Source organism: Blastococcus colisei, from assembly GCF_006717095.1.
Classification (GTDB): domain Bacteria; phylum Actinomycetota; class Actinomycetes; order Mycobacteriales; family Geodermatophilaceae; genus Blastococcus_B; species Blastococcus_B colisei.
The window spans coordinates 643344-660296 of sequence record NZ_VFQE01000002.1 but is presented as its reverse complement, the minus strand read 5'-3'; the positions used below and the strand labels follow the sequence as shown (position 1 = coordinate 660296).

General features: G+C 71.4%; 12 protein-coding genes. 5 read left to right on the top strand and 7 right to left on the bottom strand.

Going from position 1 to position 16953, the window contains the following annotated elements; translation table 11 throughout:
* Window positions 1-13: 13 nt before the first annotated feature.
* On the bottom strand, window positions 14-814 hold the full coding sequence (locus tag FHU33_RS22590; protein ID WP_142027801.1) for a 3'(2'),5'-bisphosphate nucleotidase CysQ: 801 nt from the start codon (window positions 812-814) through the stop codon (window positions 14-16).
* A gap of 227 nt (window positions 815-1041) precedes the next feature.
* Window positions 1042-2022 carry a sulfite exporter TauE/SafE family protein gene (locus FHU33_RS22585; protein ID WP_142027800.1) on the bottom strand — a complete coding sequence of 327 codons (981 nt, stop codon included), beginning with the start codon at window positions 2020-2022 and terminating at the stop codon, window positions 1042-1044.
* 678 nt (window positions 2023-2700) lie between these two features.
* Here FHU33_RS22585 and FHU33_RS22580 point away from each other — a divergent pair.
* The gene (locus FHU33_RS22580; protein ID WP_170182640.1) at window positions 2701-4185 is read left to right on the top strand and encodes a sugar transferase; all 1485 of its coding nucleotides are present in this window, start codon (window positions 2701-2703) and stop codon (window positions 4183-4185) included.
* A gap of 307 nt (window positions 4186-4492) precedes the next feature.
* On the opposite strand, the gene FHU33_RS22575 is transcribed toward FHU33_RS22580, so the two are convergent.
* From FHU33_RS22575 to FHU33_RS22565, 3 genes are all read right to left on the bottom strand, one after another.
* Complete coding sequence (locus FHU33_RS22575; RefSeq protein WP_170182639.1) at window positions 4493-7045, bottom strand: Ig-like domain-containing domain; 2553 nt, start codon at window positions 7043-7045, stop codon at window positions 4493-4495.
* Window positions 7046-7265: 220 nt separating this feature from the next.
* Window positions 7266-8918, bottom strand: a complete 1653-nt coding sequence (locus FHU33_RS22570; protein ID WP_142027797.1) for a hypothetical protein — start codon at window positions 8916-8918, stop codon at window positions 7266-7268.
* A complete protein-coding gene (locus FHU33_RS22565) occupies window positions 8915-10051 on the bottom strand; it encodes a YveK family protein (RefSeq protein ID WP_142027796.1) in 1137 nt (378 codons plus the stop codon). The genes FHU33_RS22570 and FHU33_RS22565 overlap by 4 nt, the downstream gene beginning before the upstream one ends.
* Before the next feature lie 203 nt (window positions 10052-10254).
* On the opposite strand from FHU33_RS22565, the gene FHU33_RS22560 reads away from it, so the two are divergent.
* Window positions 10255-11343 carry a glycosyltransferase family 4 protein gene (locus FHU33_RS22560; protein ID WP_142027795.1) on the top strand — a complete coding sequence of 363 codons (1089 nt, stop codon included), beginning with the start codon at window positions 10255-10257 and terminating at the stop codon, window positions 11341-11343.
* The gene (locus FHU33_RS22555) at window positions 11340-12113 is read left to right on the top strand and encodes a polysaccharide deacetylase family protein (RefSeq protein WP_142027794.1); all 774 of its coding nucleotides are present in this window, start codon (window positions 11340-11342) and stop codon (window positions 12111-12113) included. Before FHU33_RS22560 ends, FHU33_RS22555 begins: the two co-directional genes overlap by 4 nt.
* 12 nt (window positions 12114-12125) lie before the next feature.
* Here the strand turns inward: FHU33_RS22555 and FHU33_RS22550 are convergent, their stop codons facing one another.
* Both FHU33_RS22550 and FHU33_RS22545 read right to left on the bottom strand, forming a co-directional pair.
* A complete protein-coding gene (locus FHU33_RS22550; protein WP_142027793.1) occupies window positions 12126-13286 on the bottom strand; it encodes a phosphotransferase family protein in 1161 nt (386 codons plus the stop codon).
* A gap of 106 nt (window positions 13287-13392) precedes the next feature.
* The gene (locus FHU33_RS22545) at window positions 13393-14391 is read right to left on the bottom strand and encodes a sulfotransferase family protein (RefSeq protein ID WP_170182638.1); all 999 of its coding nucleotides are present in this window, start codon (window positions 14389-14391) and stop codon (window positions 13393-13395) included.
* A gap of 73 nt (window positions 14392-14464) precedes the next feature.
* Between FHU33_RS22545 and FHU33_RS22540 the strand changes: the two genes are divergently transcribed.
* Both FHU33_RS22540 and FHU33_RS22535 read left to right on the top strand, forming a co-directional pair.
* Entirely contained in the window at window positions 14465-15775 is a 1311-nt protein-coding gene (locus FHU33_RS22540; protein ID WP_142027791.1) for an O-antigen ligase family protein, read from the top strand.
* Window positions 15776-16876 carry a sulfotransferase family protein gene (locus FHU33_RS22535; protein WP_142027790.1) on the top strand — a complete coding sequence of 367 codons (1101 nt, stop codon included), beginning with the start codon at window positions 15776-15778 and terminating at the stop codon, window positions 16874-16876.
* Window positions 16877-16953: the final 77 nt, after the last annotated feature.

The following is a 16953-nucleotide window of genomic DNA, read 5'->3' as shown; positions in this document are numbered from 1 at the left end:
CGGCCCCCCGTGGTCACTGGACATCCCGCTGCACCCGCTCGATCGCGGTGAGCACCTGCTCGGCCACCTCGGGCCGGCAGACCACCAGATCGGGGAGGTACGGGTCGGGCTGGTTGTAGCGGAGCGGCGACCCGTCGAGGCGGGACGCGTGCAGTCCGGCCGCCATGGCGACGGCGACCGGCGCGGCCGAGTCCCACTCGTACTGGCCGCCGCCGTGCACGTAGAGATCGGCCTCGCCGCGCACGACGGCGGCGACCTTGAAGCCGGCCGAGCCCATCGCGACGAGGTCGGCGCCGAGCGCCTCGGCCACGCCGGTCGCGATGGCCGGGGGGCGGCTGCGGCTCACCGCCATGCGCAGCGGTGCGGCACCGTCACGGGAGGGGACCACCGCGGCCGGTTCGGTCGTGAGCACGGTGCCGAGTCCGGGGAGCGCCACGGCGCCGGCGACCAGGGCACCGGCCTCCCACAGGGCGACGTGCACCGCCCAGTCGGATCGGCCCTCCGAGTACTCCCGGGTGCCGTCGAGGGGATCGATGATCCACACCCGTGCCGCGTCGAGCCGGGCGGCGTCGTCGACCGCTTCCTCGGACAGCACGGCGTCACGTGGCCGCGCCTGCGCCAGGCCGGCGGCGAGGACCTGCTGGGCGGCCTCGTCGCCCCGCTTCTTGACCTCGTCGGTCGGCAGGTTCCCCACGCCGGCCCGCAGCTCGAGCAGCGTCCGCCCGGCCGTCCCGGCCAGCTCGACCGCCAGCTCGGCGTCCGACAGGTCCCCCTCGCGGAGGTGCGTGCTGGGCGACTGCGGCTCGGGGAGCATCGGCGTCCTTACTGATCGGGTCGGCCGGCGGCACGGCCGGGTGGACGGGGACGGCGCAACGGTGCGTCATCTTGCATGGCGCCCCTGGACCCCGACAGGCCCTTGGTCCTCGCACCTGCCCCGCTCGGGAGAAACGAATGTCCGCGGTCTCGCCGCACGGCCCGGTCGGAACGACCCGTACCCGGCCGACTACCCCACGTCGTCAACAGATGATCCAGGCCGACGGATCAGCCTGCGGACGCCGACGTAGCGGTGGGTCCGGACTCGCGGGCTGCCTGGCGACGACGGCGCTCCTGCCGGGCGAGGGGAGCCTCGCCGTGCCGCACCCGCACCCAGGTCCAGGCCGCAAGACCCCCGATCAGCGCCGCGGCGACGGTGAGGAGGACGACCGTCGTCGAGGCGCCGAGCAGCTTGACCCCGGACGCCAGCAGGATCACGGTGAGGGCCCGCCGGACCAGGCTCCCGGGCGACCGCGAGGAGACGCGAGCCCCCAGCCAGACGCCAGGGATGGCGCCGACCAGGACGCTGGCCGTCAGGGCGAGACCGAAGTCGCCGAACATGAGGTGCCCGACCGACGCCGCGGCCACCAACGGCACCGCCTGCACCAGATCGGTGCCCACGAGCTGTCCGGCACGGATGGAGGGGTACAGCAGCAGCAGGGACACGATCATCAGCGACCCGGCACCGACCGAGGTCATCCCGACGACCAGGCCGCCACCGGCCCCGACGAGCACGGTGGCCAGGCGCTTCACCGGAATGGTGGTCAGCGGCCGCTCGGGCGCATCCGACCGGCCGCGTGCCCGACGCCGCTCCCGTTCCCGCAGCCGGAGGTAGGCCTTCGCGGCCATCGCCAGTGACGCGAGCACCAGGACGCCGCCCAGTGCGGTCAGCAGGATGTCCTGGAGGTTGCCGCCCTCACCGATGAACCGGAGCAGCAGGACCCCGGTGAACGCCCCGGGGACGGATCCCACGCAGAGCCACTTCACCATGCCGAGGTGGACGGTGCCGCGGCGCAGATGCACCACGCCGCCGATCGGCTTCATGAACAGGCTGGCGACGACATCGCTCGACACGGCCGCCAGTGGAGAGACGCCGAAGAAGAAGACGAGGATCGGCGTCATCAGGGCGCCGCCACCCATACCGGTCAGGCCGACGACGATGCCGACCAGCAGCCCCACGGCAGCGATCGTCGGGTCCCACCAGTCCATCGGCCCTCCAGATGCGCGCCTCGGCTGCACGGCTGCCCGCCGGAGAAAACTGTCACCACGTCGCCGCCCGCGCGCCGGACCGACAATAGGGCTCGGCGCCGCCGTCCGGGCAGATCAGGGACGGCCCACCGGCACTGCGGAGCCGTATTCGCGCGGGCCCGGCGGTCGCCGGGACGCACCGTGGGCCATCCCCGCTTGCCCTACGCTCTCGCATCCCCGGTCACTGAACGATTCGCTTGCACACTGAGCGCAACCGTTACCTGCGGGCACAGTCACGCCGGTCCGTGTTCGGGACGGTGGATCTGCGCCGACGCCGCTACGGCTGGAGGCTCTCCTCGGTTTGGTGATACCTCTCACAGCCTTGCACTCTGCGCATGAGGATCACCGAGCGCGACGTCGAGCGGAAGGAGCAACGATGATCGGTCGTCCGGACCCGCGCGACCCCTTCCGACGACGAGACCGTGCGCGCACACTCTCGACGGGCTGGTTCGGCCACACGGGGGCTGGGCGGCGACCGGCCATGGCGGACGAGCGCACGAGCGATCAATGCTCGTGGCCAGGGTGACGGGGGACAGGTTGTCGACAGCGAGCAGCGGGAACTCCGCCCGGTCCGAGGAGGCATCGGAAGCATCACAGCGCCGGCCCTCGGACGACAGGGGCACGCGTCCGGCCGCCCGCATGAACCGCATCATCAGACCGCTCCGGCCTGCGCTGGGGGCGGGTGTCAGCGAGGCGCCCGCGGCGCCGGGGGCACGGAAGGTCCGGCTGTCCGGGAACACGGCGCGGGAGGTGCACGGGACGTCGACGCTCGGGCTCGTCGCGCCACGGCGGCACCGGGCCCTCGCCCGGCGGCTGTGGATCCCGGGCATCCTGCTGTGCGCCGATCTCGTCGCCTTCGCGGCGGCCATGTGGCTGATCTCCTCGCCGAGCCTCAAGACCTTCGGGGTGCTGGTCGTCATCCTGGCGCTCTTCCAGACCGCCGGTCTCTACCGGCCGAGGCTCTCGCTGTCGGTCCTCGACGATGCGCCGGCCATCGTCGGCCGGGCGCTCGCCGCGGGCGCCGCGGCGATGGTCATCGGCGGACTCGACGACGGAGTCGTGGGGACGACCCGGCTGCTCACCTGTGCCGTGTTCGCCGGGTTCACCGTGCTCACCCGGATGGTGGCTTACAGCGCCATCCGGTTCGCCCGTCGGCACGGGCTGACGCGGCGCACACTGCTCCTCGGAGCCGGTGCGGTCGCCGGCTCCCTTGCGACGAACCTGGCTGCGCATCCGGAGTACGGACTGCACCCCGACGGCATGCTCGATGACGACCCGTTGCTGTCCGAGGATGAGCGGCCCGTCCCGCTGTTGGGTGGTTACGCCGACCTCAACAGAGTGCTGCTGGAGCACTCGGTGGACGTCGTGATCGTCACCTACGGCTCTCTCCGCGAGCCGTTGATGGTTCCGCTGCTGCGCGCCTGCGACCGCCTGGCCTGCGAGATGCTCTTCGTGCCACGTCTCTACGAGGTGCACACGGTCACCAGGGAGACCGAGGTCCTCTGGGGCATGCCGCTGGTGCGGATGCGGCGTGCGCCGTTCCGAACCGGCGCCTGGACGGCGAAGCGGGTCAGTGACGTCGTCATCTCGGCGGTGGTGCTCATGCTCCTGGCGCCCGTCATGCTCGCGTGCGCGCTCGCGAGCCGCGCCGAGACGGGGTCCGTCCTGTACCGCCAGACGCGCGTCGGCCTCGCCGGCCAGCCATTCACGCTGCTGAAGTTCTGCTCGCTCCGGCCGGCTGCCGAGTTGGAGGGCACCACCCGGTGGAACATCGGCGAGGACGAGCGGCTCGGGCCGGTCGGCAAGATCCTCCGCCGTACGTCGCTGGACGAGCTGCCGCAGCTCTGGAACGTCCTCCGCGGCGACATGAGCCTCGTGGGCCCACGGCCGGAACGCCCGTTCTTCGTCGACGAGTTCACCCGCCAGTTCCCGTGGTACACGGCACGCCACCGCGTGCCCGTGGGGCTCACCGGCTGGGCGCAGGTCCATGGGCTCCGCGGCGATACCTCCATCGCGGACCGGGCCCACTTCGACAACTTCTACATCGAGAACTGGTCGTTGTGGGGTGACATCAAGATCCTGGTCCGGACGGCCGGTCAGGTGCTTCGGGCAGCAGGTCGCTGATCCGGTTCCAGGGGTGGGGAGCCTCGTCGCGTTGCCGTGCGTGGACGGTGGAAGCCATCGCGAGGTGTCTGCCGGGCGCGCAGCCGTCCTGACCTGACCGCCCCACGGCACGTGTACGCGGCCCATCTGCCGAGCTAGAGACGACGAGTCCACAGCAATCCCCGGCTCGTGAGCCCGCCAACCCCGGTCACTGCCGGGGGCACAGCCCCGCCTGTCCTGTCCTCGGCCGCAGAGCACGACCGCAACCGCACGCTCGAGGTCGGCGGTCACCAGCTGCTGGTGTCACCGGCCTCAGTGGCCGGTACAGCTACAGACCGGTGGTGAACTTCCAGGTGACCGTCGCCAGCGGGTTGCCGGCGACGTCCTTGACACCCGTGTTGCCGCCGGTGATCGTCACCGTGAACTGTGTGCTCGCCGGGAGGGTCGCGTCCGGATCGACGATCCACTGGTTCGACGTGCCGTTCTGCGCGACCGCAGCGGTGACCACCGCTCCGGTGGCGGTGTTCCTGAGGGTGAAGGTCGTCCCGCTGACCCCCTGCACCGGCTCGGAGAAGGTGGCCGTGACGTTGCCGGTGCGGCTCATGCCGGTCGCGTTCACCGCTGGGGTCCGAGCAGACACCTTCGGCGCCGGCCCGGTGAGGAAAGACCAGCTGACGGTGGCGAGGGCGTTGTTGGCCGCGTCCCGGACGCCGGTCTGGCCCCCGGTCAGGGTGACCGTGTAGCGCATGTCCGGAGCCAGGTTGGCATTCGGATTCAGGATCCACGTGTTGGTGGTGTCCTTGCGCGACACCACCGCGGCGACCGGCGCACCGGTCGCGGCGTTCGTGAGGGTGAAGCTGGTCTCCACACCCTGGACGGGCTCGCTGAAGGTTGCCTGCACGTTCGTGCCCAACGAGATCCGAGTGGCGTCCACGGCGGGATTGCGGCTCTTGACCGTCGGTGCGGTCGTGTCCCCCGAACCGGAGGCCGTGGTGAACGTCCAGCTCATGGTGGCGAGGGCAATGTTCTGGGCGTCCCGGATGGCCGCCGGGCCGCCGGTCAGGGTAGCGGTGTACTGAGTGCCCAGCGCGAGGTTGGAGCCGGGATTGAGCGTGGCCACCTTGCTGGTGGCGTTGTAACTGACACCGGCGGACACCGCGGCACCGGTGGCGGTGTTCTTCAGCGTGAACGTGGTCTTGCTGACGCCCTCCACGGGCTCGCTGAACGTGGCGGTGATGTTGGCCGACACTGCCAACCCGCTGCCACCGTCCACCGGGGTCGTGGCGATCACCGTCGGGGCCGGATCCGCAGGAGCGGCCGCTGCCGTGGTGAAACTCCAGCTCACCGGGTCGGGGCTGAGGGACTGGTTGGCGGCGTCCCGGATGCCACTGGAGCCGCCGGTCAGGGTGGCGGTGTAGACGGTGCCGGCGGCCAGATCGGTGACCGGATCGAGGATCCACTGGTTGCCGGCACCCTGCGCGACCGAGGCGGCGATCTCGGCCCCGGACGGATCTCTCAGCCGGAAGGTGGAGCCGGACACGCCCGTCACCGGCTCGCTGAAGGTAGCGCTGACGTTGCCCCCCACCGGCACCTCGGACGCGTTCGCCGTCGGGCTGGTCGCGGTCACGGTCGGCGCGGGGTCCACGGGAGTGCTACCGCCACCGCCCCCGGCCAGCTCCATCTCCGCATGCACGTACAACTTCTTACCGTCGGCGACCGCGAGGATGACCATCCCCGTCTCGCTCGTCACCGGGTCCTTGGCGCCGGAGGCGTTGTTCACTCCGGCCGTCGTATCCACGAAGCGATCCCCGCGGCCGGGCGGGAACGCGACGGACCCCAGCGGGGATTTCTTGTAGTAGACGTCCCCGCCGGAACCGGGCGCTGTCGCGAAAAAGTACAGCTCCTGGTTCGTCGCATCGATCATGATGATCGGCCGGGTGTGATCGTCGGCGATCGTGCCGGCCGGCGTCAGCGCCCAGGAGCCGACGCCGTTCTGCCCCGGCGTCCGGGTCAGGACCCCGACGAGGGTGTCACCCGGCGACGCCGTGGCGGCCTCGTCCGCCGACGTCTTGATCGCGGCAAAGATGCGGCCCTGCGTATCGCCGACCAGTTGCTTGAGGTTGATGTGGTCATCGGCGGCCATCGGCACGTCCTCCACCCGCCAGACGCCGTCCCCGGCCCCGTCGTCGTGGATCGCGAAGCGGAAGGCGCCGGATTGCTGGTCCGACCACATGACGCCGATGCTCGTACCGAACGCGATCAACGCGGACAGGTCGTCGGACTTGATCGCGATGTCGGGCACGTTGGGGTGGAAGCCGGCGGTCCACTGGGTGCGGTCGGCATTGGTGGAATGTGCCACCCAGATCCGGGACGCTCGGGTGTAGGTGACCCACAGATGGCCGAGGGAATCCTGGTCGATGGTTGCCGACTCCGAGCCGCCACCGGTCTCGACGGTCACCGGGAAGCCCGCGGCGGACGACCATGTCCGGGTGACCGGGTCGTAGGAGAAGCGGTTCACCTGCAGGTTGGAGCCGTCCGCGCGGCTGGCCACGTACAGCGCGCTGTCCCTGGCACTCCACAGCGCGTCGCCGGTGCTGTTCAGCCGGGAGTCGACCTGGCCGCTGGCGATCTGCCAGGAGTGATCGGGCATCAGTTGGTGGATGTGGACGAGAGTGCCGCCGGCACTGACCATGAGGGCCCACCAGGCGCCGTCGTGGTACCAGAGCTTGCTCTGCGGCTTGTTCTCACTCGGCCGTTCCACCGTGGAGGCATACGAGTGGCCCACGTAGGTGACCGGTACTCCCACGGCGCCCATGGCCGTACCGGGCCACGTGAGACCGCTGACGCACAGCGCCGCAGTGGTCGCCAGTACCAGCAGCACGCGGCGACCTCGGCCGACGCGGTGCACGGCGACGTGAGGATTCATCGGAGCCCCCAGGGCTGCTCGCCTCTTCAGCCAGCCTCTCGCGGCTGACCGCCAACGTGACGCCGGCGACAGATGCAAACATCTTTCCCTCGGGGCGGCAATGACCCTCAGTGCGCCACCAGCCGTGGGCAGCCCGCTCGGACGAGCCGGTCCGGTATCCGCCGGAGCCTGCTGGTCAACCGCGGGTCAGGAAGCGACGCCCGATCGCGACCAGGCCGGCGATCGCGGCAAGGGGCAGGAGTCCGATGCCGACGATCGTCGCGGTCCCGGGTCCCGGGGGTGCGCCCGGCAGGTCGACGACGATGCCGACCGGTGCAGACCGGTTGCCCGCGGAGTCGACGGCCTGCACCGCGTAGTTGATCGATACCGCCGAGGTCGGGTCGCCGCCGGCCCGCGGCTGGTCCTGGGTCGAGGTCGACGTCAGGGTCGCAACCTCGGCGCCGTCCCGCAGCAGGACGTACTGCTGCGCCGGGACGCCGTTCCGAGCAGGCGCCCACTGGTTCCCGTCGGTGGCTTCATCCCACGAGAGGACCACCGATTCCGGAGACAGTGCCCGAGCCGTCAGGTTCCCGGGTGGGTTCGGGGGGCTCTGGTCGGCGGGATCAGCCGTCGGCGTCGCGGAGGTGAGCGGCAGCTCGGCATGGCGATACGCACGGTCGATCGAGTCGCTCGCCAGGACCACCAGGCCGGACCGGGCATCGACTGGGTCCTTGCTGCTGGTGGGGTCGGCCAACTCCCCGTCCAAGCCCACCGCGAAGAGGGCGCCGATGCCGGGCTCGAAGCGGATGTCGTCGAGGGACGTGCGCTTGGTGACGATGCTGCCGTCACGGGAGGCGAACACGTGCAGGGTCCGCGTCGTCTCGTCGACCTGGACGATGGGCTCGTTGTAGCCCTCCGCGATCGTGCTCACCGGCGCAGCGGACCACCGCCCGTCCGGTGTGCGGATGAGGACCTCGATCAGCAGGGAATCGGGCGGCTCGCCCTCGTCGCCGCGTGACGTCTTGACCGCAGCGACCAGCGTGTCCGCGGGTTCTCCCCGTACCCGCAACAAGCTGATGTGGTCGTCGGCCTGCGCCGGCCCCACCAGCGCCTGCTCGCGTGACCACACAGTCGGGAGGTCACCGTCCCGGTGCGAGGCGAACTCGAAGGAGCCGGTGGTCTGGTCCGACCAGAGCAGGCCGATGCGGTCGTCGTAGGACACGATCGCCACGGCCTCCGGCGTCTCTCCGGTCTCCCGGATCGCCACGGGCATGTTCCGGGCCCAGCTCTGTCCGCCGTCGTCGCTGTAGGTGACGACGGTCCGCACCGCGCTGGTGAAGGCCACCCACAGTCGTCCCGTCGTGTCCTTGGCGATGACCGCAGGCTGTGCGGAGCCTCGGGTGGGAACGAGCACGGAGGGGTCGGCCCGGTAGTCGCGAGCAGCCGGGTCGAACGTCAGCCGCACATAGTGGAGCGAGGCATCGCTGCGGCGGGACACCACATGGACGAGGTCGCCGTCGCGGAGCGCGTCACCGGTGTCGGCCGCATCGGTGGTGACCACGGCGGAGGTCGGGCGCCAGGAGTGGTCGGGCATGAGTTCGAATACGCGGACGGTACGACCCGCCGGCTCGAGGAGCAGTGCCCACCAGGCGCCGGCGTGGAACCACAGCTTGCTCTGGCTCTCCTTCTCGGTGGGGGGGGCGGGGAAGTCGGGGCTGTAGGCAGGGCCGTTGTACGTCCGCGGCGTCCCGTCGTCGGCGGCTGCGGGCAGCAGGGGCCCGGCCGCGAGCAGGAAGAATGCGAGCCCGGCCGCAGCCAGCCGCTGGGCGCGCCGGTGCCGGGGCGTCATGCCCGCTCCGGCTCCGGCTCTGGCACGTCCCTGACCTGTCTGCGGCGGCGGGCGGCGTCCGTGGGGGGCGGGGCGGCGGCGCCTTGGAGCATGGCGGATCGCAGGCGACGACCCAGCCGAACCTCGACCAGGATGACCCCGATGAGTCCGCCGTTCACGTAGTCGGAGGCCAGCGCCCGGAGACGCCGTCGCGATACCCCGCGCGGGGCCACGACGACGGCCGAGACGTGCGACGTCGCGGGATCGACGACCTCCAGGGGAGAGCCGCCGTCCACGAGGACCAGCTCGTCACCGGTGTCGGTGAAGGGACGCCGCGCGCCTTCCCCGAGGCGGTGCCGACGGACGGCGTCGACGACCTCCTGCGGGGCCTCGACCTGCACCCGGCGCAGGATTTCCAGTGCCACGGCGACCATCACGAGGACGCGCCGGCGCATCCCCGCAGCGGTCGGCGAACTGACGAACAGCAGCCGGCCGGGAGGCACCGTACCCAGCCACCGCGTGACGGTCGCGATGCCCCGGACACCCACCGGACCGTGATAGGTGTGCCGCCTGACACGGGGCAGCTTGACCGTTCCCAGCAGCGGTACGCCGACTGCTCCCTCGACGTCCGAGCCGGTGATGACCGGCCGGCGTAGCGACGCGGTCAGCGCGACCAGGCCCAGGCCGAGAGCGGCGCCGATCAGTGCCCCGACGATTCCCAGCAGGCGGAGGTCCGGTGCGTCGAGCGGCTCGGCCGGAAGACTCGCCGCGGCCTGCAGAGCGAACACGCCGACGCCGGCGCCGCCGCGGTTGAGCTCGTCGGCGAGGATCGTGGCGCCCAGGGTCGCCAGCTGTGCCGCAGCGGCTGGATCGGCATCGCGCGCCTCGACGACGAGAACGATCGAGTCCTCGGCAGCCACGAGGGAGAGTCGTTCCGGGATGAGCGCGCTCGTGTTCCCTCCGACGGTCGGGTCGGCGGCGACGCGCGCCTCCACGGCCCCGCCGGCGAACACCGCCTGACCCAGCCGCGGCAGGATCTGGTTCGGCACGTTGAGCTGCTGGGCGACGACGAGGGCGTCAGCCTGGTACGTCGGCTGCTCCTGCTCGATGAGGAGCGGTGCGGCGGCCAGCGCCAGCATGCAGGCGACGACCATCCAGCCGTACGTCCGCAGGGCCCAGGTGAACCTGGTGCCGACTGACGGCCTCGCTGTGTCCAACCGGAATCGCCCTTCGATCTGCACTGCGACCTGCGCTGATCACGATCACAGTAGCCGCTGCGCCCAAGATCGGGACGGGTATCGTCCGCCGCACCCGCCGGCCGACCGGGCCGCGTCTCGACCCCGCGGAGCCGCGCAGCATGAGCAAGGTACTGCTCGTCGGGAAGGGAGCCCCTGATCGCGGCGGCATCCCCACCTTCCTGGAGACCCTGCTGCACAGCAGGCTGGCCGAGGAACACGAACTGCGGTTCCTGAACGTGGCGCACGCAGGCATGCCGCAGGGCGGACGCGCGACTCCGGCCAACGTCCGCCGGACCGTCCGGGACGTCGTGGCGGTGTGGCGAGCCGCCCGAGGGCACGACGTCGTGCACATCCACTCCGCGCTGTCCCCCGCGGTGACGGTCGTCCGGGCGTCGCTGCTGGCACTGGCCGGGCGCAGCCGCGGCTGCGCCGTCGTGGTCCACGCGCACGGCGGCAACATCCGGTTCTGGCTCACCTCGCCGTGGCGGCGCACGATCCTGCGGGTGGCCATGCTGCCGGTGCACCGGGTCGTCGCGGTCTGGACCGCCGGGCTCGAGCTCTTGCAGACGGTCCTGCCCCCGGAGCGTGTCGCGCTGATCGACAACGGGGTGCCGATCGAGGGCAGTGCCGCTTCCGGGAGCGAGCCGGAGCACGAGCCGCCACGCATTCTCTATGTCGGGCTGCTGACCCCCCGCAAGGGCGTGCTGGACCTGCTGACCGCGTCACGACTGCTCATAGAGCGTGGTGTCGCACACGAGCTGTGCCTGCTCGGGGGCACGCCGGACGAGGGCCCGGCCGCCGAGGCCGAGGTGCGCGCGGCCCTGAACGATTCCGTGCAACTGCTCGGGACTCGGCCGCGGGAAGAGATGCCCGCTGCTTTCGCCGCTGCCGAAGTGCTCTGCCTGCCGTCGTGGTGGGAGGCGATGCCGCTCTCGGTCCTGGAGGCGATGGCCGCCGGACTGCCGGTGGTCGCCACGGATGTGGGCGACGTGGCGCGAGCGGTGGTCGACGGGGTCACCGGGTACGTGGTGCCCTCGCACGACCCCGAGTCGCTCGCCGCCGCGCTCGAGCCGCTGCTCACGGACCCGGACCTGCGACGGCGCATGGGGGCGGCCGGACGTGTGCAGGTGACGGAGATGTTCTCGGCGGACGTGACCGCAGGCGCGGTATCGGCGCTCTACGCCGAACTACGAGGAGGGCCCCGATGACGATCCTGTGCTACCACTCGCTGCATCCGACGTGGGAGTCGCCGCTCGCCGTGCGGCCGGACGCGTTCGCGGGACAGGCCGCCTGGCTGCGCAGGAACCGGCGGGTGATGCCTCTTCGCGACGCGCTGCCGCAGCTGGATGCCCGTGGCCGGCTGCCCCGCGGCCACGCGGCGTTGACCTTCGACGACGGGTTCGCCGAACTCCACACGCATGCGCTCCCGGTGCTGATGAGGGGCAGATTGCCGGCGACGGTCTTCCTCGTCGCTCAGACCCTCACACCTGCCGGTCGACCGGTCGACTGGGTGGACACGGCGGGTCCCGAGCCGCTCTCCACCCTGACGCCGGACCAGGTGCTGGAGATGCGCGACGCCGGAGTGGACTTCCAGTCGCACAGCTGGGCCCACCACGACCTCACGCAGCTCTCCGAGGCCGAATGCGTGCGCGATCTGCGTGACAGTCGGGAACTGCTGTCCGAGCTGCTCGGCGTCCCGGTCCCGCTGCTGGCCTATCCCCGGGGCCGGCACAGTCCGCACGTCCGCAGGGCCGCGGCGCGGGCCGGCTACACGCACGCCTTCGCGCTGCCCGAACGGGCCGAAGACGTGGACGAGTACGCCGTGCCCCGGATCGGCGTCTACCGCAACAACGGTCCGCTCACCGTCCGCCTCAAGGCGACGCGGCCCTACGCGCGGGTCCGGACCTCCGACATCGGGGCCGGGAACGTCCGGCGGGTCAAGCGGATGGCGGAGAGGCTGCGACTCCAGAGACGCTGACCGGTGCGGCCGTCAGGCGCCGCGACCCTGTCCACCCGCGGCATGGCGCCTCTCGAGCGTGCGGAGCAGGCGGCGGGTCTCCTCGTGGTAGTGGCGCGAGGCTATCCGGATCCGGGCCTCGCGCACCCGCGGCCTCACCGTTCCGTGCCGGATCCGTCGGCTGACGAGCGCGGACCACTTGTCCAGCAGGACCAGCAGTTGGAAGGCCGGCACCGCGGTGGACGGGACCGGGTCGGTTCCGAAGTACCCGCTCAGGAAAGCCGCCTCATATCGGGCGACCGCCTCCCGGGGGAGCGCCATGCCCTGCGTGATCGCCTGTACGGGCAGCGCCCGGAGCCCGACCAGGAGAGTGGCGATGTCCTGGTACACGGGAGCCCGCCACATCGGCAGGGGATCGAACACCGTGATGCGGCCGTTCGGCGACGTGAACATGTTGTTCGCCACGAAGTCGCCGTGGCACGTCGCCAGGGGGAGCTCGGCAGGGAGGGCCCAGGCCGCGAGGTCGGGTCCTGACGCGCTGAGCTCCCGGAGAAGGGGGCGGTCCGGCATCCGGTCGAGCAGGAAGTCCGCGAACTGGCGAAACAGGTCACCCACGTGCGTGGCGGTCTCCGCGCGAGGTGTCAGCGGCAACGCACTGCGGTGGTCGTGGAAGAGGCGCAGCCAGGCGCCGGCATTGCGCCAGGGATCGGCTCCCAGTCGAACTCTGGCCCCGAGGCGCAGCCGGGTCGTCCCCAGGAGCACCGTCCTGAGCGTCGGGTGCTCGACGAGGTCGGTCACCATGGCCGCGTGCCCGGGCAGCCATGCCAGCGGTCGCAGGACACCGAATCGATCGTCGCGCTCGTCCCGCAGGGCGTCTTCGATCAGCTGCAGCCCCTGGTACTCCATCCGGGCAGTGGACTCGTCGTCCATCGTGCGCACCGGCGCCAGGACCGGACGGTCCTCCCACAGGTGCAGTCGGCGCAGGTTCGGGTCCGAGTGCCGCACCTTGACCATGATCGATCGGGTCGCGTCCGAGCTGGACAGCTCGACCCGGTAGAGGAAGCAGCGCGCCCGGGTCTCGGCACTGATCAGCCGCACGGCGGAGAGCGGTGTGCCGCAGTCCGGGAACCACGCCTGGCCATCGGCCGCTGTCGCGGCCGCCACGGCGTCGAGCAAACCGTCGGGGGCGGTCATCCTCGGGACCTTACGTTCCGCCGGCCCGTCGTCGGGATCAGCAGCCGGTGGGCTGTCGCACGCGACGTCGGGCCCGGGCAGCCGGACGGCGTCGTGCGGCGGCGGGTCACGGCTCTGCCGGGGACTGCCGCTCTCGTGCTGACGGATCCGTCGGACGGGAGCGGGCGGTCGCGTCACCCACCGGGTAGCGGTAGCGCAGCAGGAGGGGCCAAGTGAGGGCGCGGACGAGCAGCCGCCGTCGCCGGGGCATCCGCGACCTCCACTCGTCGTCGAGGGTGATCCGGATCCGGCCCACGCGGAACCGGTTGGGGTTGCCGGCCACCGTGTGCTGGAGGCCCAGGACGACGCTGTCCTCGTCGACGAAGGGCGCGTTCTCCTCCTCCCCGAGGAAGGCGAGGAGCCGGGAGACGGTGGGCCGGGGGGCAGCCACGAAGTCCTCGTAGCGCAGGAACATCCAGCGCTCGGAGGGAACGCAGCGTCGCAGCACCTCGGCGCTGAGAGCGTTCTCCGACCAGCGCTGCAGGCTGGGCAGCAGTCGCCGGGTGGTCATCGTGTGGACTTGGTCCCCGACCTGGACGGTCTTGTCCCGCCGTTGCCACGAGAAGGCGACCGCGGCCGGGTCGCGCACGATGTGCACCACGTAGTGGTCGACCTCGTCCAGACCCGCGAGGACGGCGGCGTCCTGAGCCCGCTTGGAACTGTCCACGATCACCCGCGCTCCGGTCACGTCGGTGATCGCCCGGATCAGCTGCCCGGTGACGGCGCGCACCCGCTGCAGCGCACTCCAGTCCGGGTCCGCTCTCGTCGCGCCACGGATCACGCGCAACCGGTGCCGGCGAGCCGCCAGCTCGTCCTGCGCCGCGACCACCCCGGCGGGAGTCTCGGTGCTGCCCATCGCGAGCTTCGCGATGACCTGGGACCAGACGGGACACTCGTCCGGCGGCCGTCCGCACCCGCAGGGGCGGCGCTGCAGGATCCCCCGGTGCCAGAGCCACCGCAGTTCCCCGACGTTGCACACGCCGTCGACCTCGCCGAGAACACCGGCGAGCAGGGTGGTCCCACTTCGGCCGGGGCCGACGATCGACAGCACCTTCGTGCGACTCATTGCGGGCAACTTACCGGTTCCTCCGGCGGGGGTGTGTGCAACCATCCCCCAGTCCGACGGAGGAGGAGCTCGCATGTCGACGACGTTGCTGGTCGCGGTGGCTCTGTCGCCGCTCCTGGTCGCGTACGTCGTCGCCTGCATCCGCGACCCGTTGCGCTACGCGATGCCGCCCTACGCGGTCCTCATCCCCTTCAGCTCCCTGATCTCGATCGGGCCCGGGGCGTTCGGGTCGGTGTCGTCGCTGCTGGGGGTCCTCCTCGGGCTCGGACTGCTCGTGCAGCTGGTCACGACGCGTCGCGGGAGCGCCCACATCTCGCTCGCGGTGCCGGTCTGGCTGGCCTTCCTCGCACTGTGCGGGTTCTCGCTGTTCTGGAGCGTGTCGCCGACGGACACCACCGACGGTTTCGCGGTCCTGGCGAGCCTGGTGGTGCTCTTCGTCGCCCTGGTCCTGACCCGGTTCGACCAGACGACGCTGCGGCGCTTCGAGAACGCGATCCTGCTGGGCGGCGTCCTGGTCGTCGGCTACGGCCTCGCGCAACTCCTGTTCCTCGGCGGCCTGCCGACGGGCGAGGCCGGTGGGGCGCGCTTCGGCGAGGACCTGCTGGGCGCCAACAACCAGGCCGCTTCACTCCTCCTCCCCACGGCGATCGCGGCCGGGCGGACCGTGGCGGGAGCGGTCACCGGGCGGCTGGTGTACGGCGCCGTGACGCTGGGGTTGCTGTTCGGCGTCGTCATGACCGGGTCCCGCGGCGGGCTGCTCGCCGTGATCGTCGTCGTCGGGGCGGTCGTGCTGTTCGGTGTCGCGCCGCGTGCCTCGAAGATCGCGCTGATGGCGACCGCCACGGTGCTGCTCACCTTCGTCATCGTGGTGAACCCCGGCGGTATCGGCGAGCGCCAGCTCGGCAAGGAATCGACGTCCGGGCGGTCTGAGATCTGGGCAGTGGGGGTGTACGCCTGCCGCCACTACTGCCTCACCGGGGCGGGGTGGGGCGGGTTCCCGACCGTCTACGCCGAGGAACGGGCGTCGGTCGCGGAGGCCAAGGTCCTCCGGCGGGGAACGGCCTTCGAACCGCACAACGTCTACCTCCTCGCGCTGATCGAGGCCGGTGTGCTGGGCCTCGTCCTGGTCCTCGTCGGGCTGGGGATCGCCGTCGTGACGGCGCTGCGCCTGCCGCCGCTGATGCGGGGCCCGCCCGTGGGCGCCATCCTCGGCACCCTGGTGGGGTCGTTCTTCCTCTCCAACCTCGAGTACAAGTTCTTCTGGGCGGTGCTCATCTACGTCGCTGTCTCGGGATCGGTCGCCGCGGCGGCGCGTGCGGGGAATGTCCCTTGTGCGCCGTCGCAGGACCGCACCCTCGTGGCAGCGGGACAGGACGGTCGTTAGATGCTGGGACGTCCGATGTTCGTCATCGGCACCATGAGGTCGGGGAGCACGCTGTTCCGACTCATACTTGATGCTCACCCGCACATCTCCATCAGCGAGGAGACCGGCTTCATGGGCGCCCTCGCGGCGACCAAGACGATCCCGAACTGGAAGCACGGCGCCGGGTGGTACGAGCGGATCGGGTGGACCGAGGACGAGTTCGACGCCCGTCTCCGCGAGTTCTACTCCGGCCTGTTCGAGCGGCACGCACGAGTCCAGGGCAAGCAGCGATGGGGTGAGAAGACCCCGTTCCACGCCCAGCACATGGCCCAGATGGCGACCGTGTTCCCGGACGCGGTCTTCGTCGGGATCGTGCGCCATCCCGGCGCGGTCGTGCACTCCCTCATGCGCAAGTTCCACTACGCCGTCGAGGACGCCGTGACGTACTGGGACGACACGAACAAGGAGATCCTCCAGCGTGGGCTGGAGCTCGGCGGTGACCGGTTCGCCCTGCTCCGCTACGAGGACCTCGTCGCCGAGCCCGAGGCCACCTTGCGAGAGCTGGTCGACTGGCTGGGCGAGCCCTGGTCGGATGACCTGCTGCGCCACAACGACGTCCAGGCCGCTCGCGGGGCGCCGCGGCTCTCGGCCGGTACCACTCGCACGCGTGACCCCATCATGACCGAGCTCGCCGACCGGTGGGCCGAAGCGCTGCAGGGGGAGGAGCTGGACCTGCTCGTGCAGCGCACGGGGCCGCTGGCCGCCTTCTTCGGCTACGACCCGGAGCGGCCGGGCGCTCCCGGGCCGCTGGTCCTCCCCGACTCGGAGGGCCGGAGCCGGTTGCTCACCGGTGCCGCACTCGCGGACAAGCAGCGCGGATCCCACGCCGTGCCGCTCGATGATCGCGCCGAGGCGGTGATCATGCCGGACATGAACCCGGCCGAGCTCGCCAAGCGCCTCCAGCAGGCCGAAGCCGCCCTCAGGAGGGTCCGATCCCGTCGCGCCGTGCGCTGGAGCGACGCCTTGCGGCGGGCACAGCGCCGTGCTGCCGGGCTGCCCGACGAGCTGCGGGGAGCCGTCGGCAAGGCCGGGCGCGGACCGACGGCACGCGAGCGCGGGTAGTTCGACGCGCTGGCCGATCGGCCGCCGTACCGGGGCGATCCCACCGCCGAATCGAGACAGGAGCGAGAGCTGGGCAC

What these genes read in the sequence shown, in the direction of transcription:
- FHU33_RS22590 (WP_142027801.1), bottom strand. Translation starts at nt 814, where the DNA reads ATGCTCCCCGAGCCGCAGTCGCCCAGCACGCACCTCCGCGAGGGGGAC.
- FHU33_RS22585 (WP_142027800.1), bottom strand. Translation starts at nt 2,022, where the DNA reads ATGGACTGGTGGGACCCGACGATCGCTGCCGTGGGGCTGCTGGTCGGC.
- FHU33_RS22580 (WP_170182640.1), top strand. Translation starts at nt 2,701, where the DNA reads ATGAACCGCATCATCAGACCGCTCCGGCCTGCGCTGGGGGCGGGTGTC.
- FHU33_RS22570 (WP_142027797.1), bottom strand. Translation starts at nt 8,918, where the DNA reads ATGACGCCCCGGCACCGGCGCGCCCAGCGGCTGGCTGCGGCCGGGCTC.
- FHU33_RS22565 (WP_142027796.1), bottom strand. Translation starts at nt 10,051, where the DNA reads ATGGTCGTCGCCTGCATGCTGGCGCTGGCCGCCGCACCGCTCCTCATC.
- FHU33_RS22560 (WP_142027795.1), top strand. Translation starts at nt 10,255, where the DNA reads ATGAGCAAGGTACTGCTCGTCGGGAAGGGAGCCCCTGATCGCGGCGGC.
- FHU33_RS22555 (WP_142027794.1), top strand. Translation starts at nt 11,340, where the DNA reads ATGACGATCCTGTGCTACCACTCGCTGCATCCGACGTGGGAGTCGCCG.
- FHU33_RS22550 (WP_142027793.1), bottom strand. Translation starts at nt 13,286, where the DNA reads ATGACCGCCCCCGACGGTTTGCTCGACGCCGTGGCGGCCGCGACAGCG.
- FHU33_RS22545 (WP_170182638.1), bottom strand. Translation starts at nt 14,391, where the DNA reads ATGAGTCGCACGAAGGTGCTGTCGATCGTCGGCCCCGGCCGAAGTGGG.
- FHU33_RS22540 (WP_142027791.1), top strand. Translation starts at nt 14,465, where the DNA reads ATGTCGACGACGTTGCTGGTCGCGGTGGCTCTGTCGCCGCTCCTGGTC.
- FHU33_RS22535 (WP_142027790.1), top strand. Translation starts at nt 15,776, where the DNA reads ATGCTGGGACGTCCGATGTTCGTCATCGGCACCATGAGGTCGGGGAGC.